Consider the following 4,668-nt stretch of genomic DNA (forward strand, 5'->3'; position numbering starts at 1 on the left):
GCCTTGACTTTATCGACAGCCAGCCAGGAGGTTTTAAGGCTGAACTGATTGTCTAGACATCGTTGCCAAACGAGTATTTTTTTATCATCGCCTGCGCTGATCAATTGTTCCCCGTTCGGGGTGAAAGCAAGGCTACGTACTACATTAAATTCTGTCCCTTCGGTGGCATGATCTTTTAAACGCTGTAACAACTTGCCGGTTTTTACATCAAAAATAACTAAGGTGCCGTGTTCACCCCCTGCAGCCAGCGATTGTCCGTCGGGACTGACTGCGACTGTATACAAGGGATAGTTTGCGCCTTGATACACCTGCTCGGCTTAGCCGTCTTTCATGTCACTAAAACTGGCTAACAGGTTACGCTGGTGTTGCTTTTCAGCGGGTATGTCCTTATCCAAGGCATAGGTTTTAGCCAAGACCTTTTTCGCGCCTGCGTAATCTTCGCCTTTTGCCAGTAGGGAAGCATGGGTGAGCCTGGCTTGGAAAAGTTCGGCAATACGTTGCTTTCCGTTTTTTTCTGCCCAAAACGCCAATCCAACCATGAGTAAGCCCAGCGTAGCCCCAATACTGATAAGCCACGCTTGTCTTAGCTTGCGCTGTTGTTGCCGACGTATTTTTTCCAGTTGTTGCTGTTTGGCGGTTTGGCTTTGTTGGATGTAGTCGATTATTAAGGCTAGCTCATCTTCGGCTATGCGGTGTTCTGTTAGGGGTTGTCCAGTATTGGTCGTCAATTCTGCTGATTGGCTCGAAACGTCGTCATTCCGGCAGAGCCTGCCCCGGTCAGGGATTGCCGGGGGAATGCCGGAATCTAGTTGCAAGGGATTGCAATCTTCGGATACATCCCTGTATTCTGGATTCCGGCGATCCATGCCGGAATGACGGTCTTGGACTTCTTTATCAGGTATGGCTTTTTCAGAATCCCCGTATTCCGCTAGCGCTTCATGCGAATTAAGTGATCTGGCATAACGTTCCGCCCATAACACCGTGGGTTTAAACTCGTCCAGCCATGTCGCCGCCGCTTCCAATTCGGGTGATTGCAGCAGAATTTTAAAACCATCTCCCTGTTTGCGGCGGTGGGCTTCATCGGCCAAACGCCGGTAGGTTTCGGCCTGTTTGGCTTCGTCCTGCACCCAGTCTTTTAACAGTTGCCATTGCCGGATCAGGCTTTCATGGCTGATGTCGATGATTTTTTCCAGATTTTCTGGCGTTTCCGGGCTTAAGGATTCGCTGACGGGCGGCTGCAAAAAACCGCGTCCACTTTGCCGGAACGCGTTCAGCACTGCCACCACGTCAGCGTAGGCTTGTTGGCTGATCTGTAACAGTTTAGCTAGCTTAAGCGGGCGGCGGGTGTCGCGTTTTTCGCTGTCTTGGCCGGTCAATTGACAGAACAACAGCTTTGCCAGCTTTTGTTGCCGTTTATTTAAAGAGAGATAGGCTTCATCAGCATGGTGTGATAAGGCGGCACCTAAGCCGTCGAGGCTTTCATAATCTTCAATAGGAATCTGCTGGGTTTTATCTTCCGCCAAATCCCATAAACGCATCAACACATGCTGCAATAACGGCAATTGGTCTTGATTGTTTTCGGCATCTTCCAGCAATCGGCTGATCAAGGCTGGGTCTATTTCGCCGCCGAACACCAGGGCAGGTTCTTCAATGGCGGCACGCAGTTGTTCGGCATTTAAGCGCGGAGTCAGGTACAAGCCTTGGTTGATGGCTTCGGCCAGCCCCGCAAACTGGGCGCAATCACCCAAGAAATCTGAGCGCATGGTGATGACAACATAAATGCCATGCGACAGTTGCTCTGAGCTGATTGGGTAGGGTTTGCTGCTGGCCAATAACAGGCTGACAAAGTTGCCAGCCTCAACGCTTGCGCCTTGTTCGGAATAGCGGAACAGTTCTTCAAACTGGTCGCAAACGATGAGCAGTTGGGCGTTGTTGGCTAAGGGGTATTCGGCCAGCAGTTCGTGCAAGCTTAATGAACCTTGCCTCAGGCGTTGTTGCAGGGTTTCAGCGGTGTAATGTGGGCTGAGTTCGGCATTTAATTCCTGGAGCAGTTTATCGGCAAGCGCCTGAAACGGATGGTTGCCAGGGCGCATTTCGACGATCCGCCAGTAGCTACTGCTGGCGGTTGCCAAAAATCCGGCTTCCAAGCCCGCGATCAAGCCAGTTTTGACTAATGAGGATTTTCCGCAACCCGACGTACCGACAACTGCGAGAAAATGCTTGCTGCCTAAGCGGTCGATGAGATCGTCGGTATGCTGCTCGCGCCCGAAGAACAGCTCGGTTTCGTCACGTTCAAAGGGGCGTAGGCCGATGTAGGGTTTGTTGTTCATGCTTGGGCTGGTTATTTTCGATATCTGCCATTAGAAACAATTAGACCAATGCGGACATAAACTGTTGTAGATAACCTTGGATTTGTTCTGGTGGACAACTGTATATCTTTAGATTGCTCAACTGAATATCCAAATCGGGCTTGTCTTGCCCTTTATGTACGGCTATCACTTTTAAGGGTTCTGTACGTTTACGTAGTAAGCGGCGGCAGGTAACAAGCTGTTCCCGCGCCCACATTAATGTGGTTTGTTCATACAAAAGCAAAATTGCATCGCAACTTAACATATTGTTTTCAATATCCTGGCGTATTTCAGTGGGTGAAACTTGGTTATTGCGTTTGATAGGCCAGACGCAATCTATGCCATTTTTATCTAATATCGAAGCTATTTCGTCACTTAGCCCTATATCTTCCGGCGCACTGTGCAGAAATACGAAGGCATTTATGGTTTGTCCACTTTCGGGTTGTTGAGATCTACTTAGATGTTGTTGAACGCGCTCTTGCTCTAAACGTTGCAAATGTGCTTGTTTTTCTTGTAATTCCTTTAAACGATTCACAATAGTCGTTGCTAATTTATCCGCTGTAGAAAAGTAAGCATCGCCTGTTATAGGCATCATGCCTTCCGATTCAGTAGAGTCCCAAAATTTATAACTGGGTAATCCTTTTAAATTATCTGGACGTTTACAAGCTTCATATTCAACCCATATCGTCTTTTCTTTGGTTAATCCGGTTGATTGCTCAAGTTGAGTTTGAAATTGACGGTAATAGGTGGACGAGGCGATGATTATTATTGTTGCTGCTCTTTCGATGTCGTTAATATCAGCCGCCAACGTTACTTTAAAGCCATCGGCGGTACTAAGTTCTAGTTTTAGGTGCTTTTGGAGGTAATCGCATAGCGCTTCAGTCCATTTTTTATCTTCTGCGGCGTAGCTTATCAACACATCGTGATTGAAATTTTGGACAAAGGTTTTAACGTTGGGCGCTGTTATTCCTGTAGTTACTGGCGGCTGTTGGTCGGCAAGCAATTCCAGTTGTTGCTGGATTTGTTTGGCTAGTTGATGGATACGTTTTCTAAATTCTGCTGCATCATGTACAGGGGAAAGCCGCATTTCTGTGGAATTTTCCGAATCGCTATCCCAAAAATGCAAACGTCTGTGGTCTTGTAAGGGGTCGGGATACGATTTTCCCTTGTCTAAGGGCAGACATTCGGCGACAAATAAGCGTTCTAAATTGGGTTTGGTTGCCGTAAATGCGTTTAATTCTTTTATTGTCCATGGCCGACTCGCATAACTGGGTGATGCAATGGCAAGAAATACTGCGGAATTACTTGCTGCTGCTAAAAATTTATCCAATTGCTGGTTGAAGGGGCTGACAGTATCGAAAAAAATGGTCAAATCATCACTGCCGCCCAAGCGTAGCTTAAGTTCAGCATGCAATTGTTTTTTAAATTGTAAAACCCAATATTTATCGGCAGCATCGGCTGAATTATCAGCGTGGGCATAGCTGATGAACAAATCATGTTCATAATTTTTGACATATGCCATAAGATTTTCTCTATTGATGAAAATTAGCCAGTCTTTAAAAAGGATTTTAGCACCCAAATGCAAATCCGATTACAAAAATTGTTAGCTTTTGCACTTTAAATTACAAGCATAGGTTAATGTTTTTCTTTGCAATATTCGGCTATAACTGACTTTGGCAACTATCTTTGTATTGATGAGAATACAAATTGTTTTGGCTGGTGTTTAATCGTATATTAGTGGGTTGTTTACACAACTTGCCTTAACGAATGGATACGATCAGCATCCGTGGTGCCAGAACCCATAACCTGAAGAATATTGACCTGGATTTGCCCAGGGATAAGCTTATCGTTATTACCGGACTGTCCGGTTCAGGGAAATCATCCTTGGCTTTCGATACCATTTACGCCGAGGGACAGCGGCGTTACGTGGAATCCCTTTCCGCTTACGCAAGGCAATTTTTGTCGATGATGGAAAAGCCGGATGTCGATCATATTGAAGGCTTGTCCCCGGCCATTTCCATCGAGCAAAAATCGACTTCCCACAACCCGCGCTCAACCGTCGGCACCATCACCGAAATTTACGACTATTTGCGCTTGTTGTACGCCCGCGCCGGTACGCCACGCTGCCCTGAACATCAAACCTCTCTGGAGGCACAAACCATCAGCCAGATGGTCGATTTGGTCTTGGCACAGCCGCAGGATCAACGCTGGATGTTGCTGGCTCCTGTGGTCAATGACCGTAAAGGCGAGCATCTTCAGTTATTGGACGATTTACGGGCGCAAGGCTTTATCAGGGCACGGATTGATGGTGTGGTGTACG

Annotated in this window: 3 protein-coding genes and 1 pseudogene; 1 reads left to right on the top strand and 3 read right to left on the bottom strand. The window is 46.9% G+C overall.

Annotated features, from left to right (window positions below; genetic code table 11):
- From ACLQ6D_RS08485 to ACLQ6D_RS08495, 3 genes are all read right to left on the bottom strand, one after another.
- Nucleotides 1-284 (bottom strand): WD40 repeat domain-containing protein (locus ACLQ6D_RS08485; RefSeq protein WP_411726851.1); only part of this gene is annotated, 284 nt, incomplete at its 3' end.
- 33 nt (nucleotides 285-317) lie between these two features.
- Nucleotides 318-2,330, bottom strand: coding sequence for a hypothetical protein (locus ACLQ6D_RS08490; protein ID WP_411726852.1), 2,013 nt, complete (start codon nucleotides 2,328-2,330; stop codon nucleotides 318-320).
- A 40-nt stretch (nucleotides 2,331-2,370) separates the two neighbouring features.
- Complete coding sequence (locus ACLQ6D_RS08495; RefSeq protein ID WP_411726853.1) at nucleotides 2,371-3,870, bottom strand: TIR domain-containing protein; 1,500 nt, start codon at nucleotides 3,868-3,870, stop codon at nucleotides 2,371-2,373.
- A gap of 245 nt (nucleotides 3,871-4,115) precedes the next feature.
- Here ACLQ6D_RS08495 and ACLQ6D_RS08500 point away from each other — a divergent pair.
- A pseudogene (locus ACLQ6D_RS08500) lies at nucleotides 4,116-4,668 on the top strand (excinuclease ABC subunit UvrA); the annotation flags it as partial.

This window comes from Methyloglobulus sp. (genome assembly GCF_046714055.1).
Taxonomy (GTDB): Bacteria; Pseudomonadota; Gammaproteobacteria; order Methylococcales; family Methylomonadaceae; genus Methyloglobulus.

Excerpts from the sequence above, each read along its gene's own strand:
- ACLQ6D_RS08490 (WP_411726852.1), bottom strand. The coding sequence starts at position 2,330 with ATGAACAACAAACCCTACATCGGCCTACGCCCCTTTGAACGTGACGAA.
- ACLQ6D_RS08495 (WP_411726853.1), bottom strand. The coding sequence starts at position 3,870 with ATGGCATATGTCAAAAATTATGAACATGATTTGTTCATCAGCTATGCC.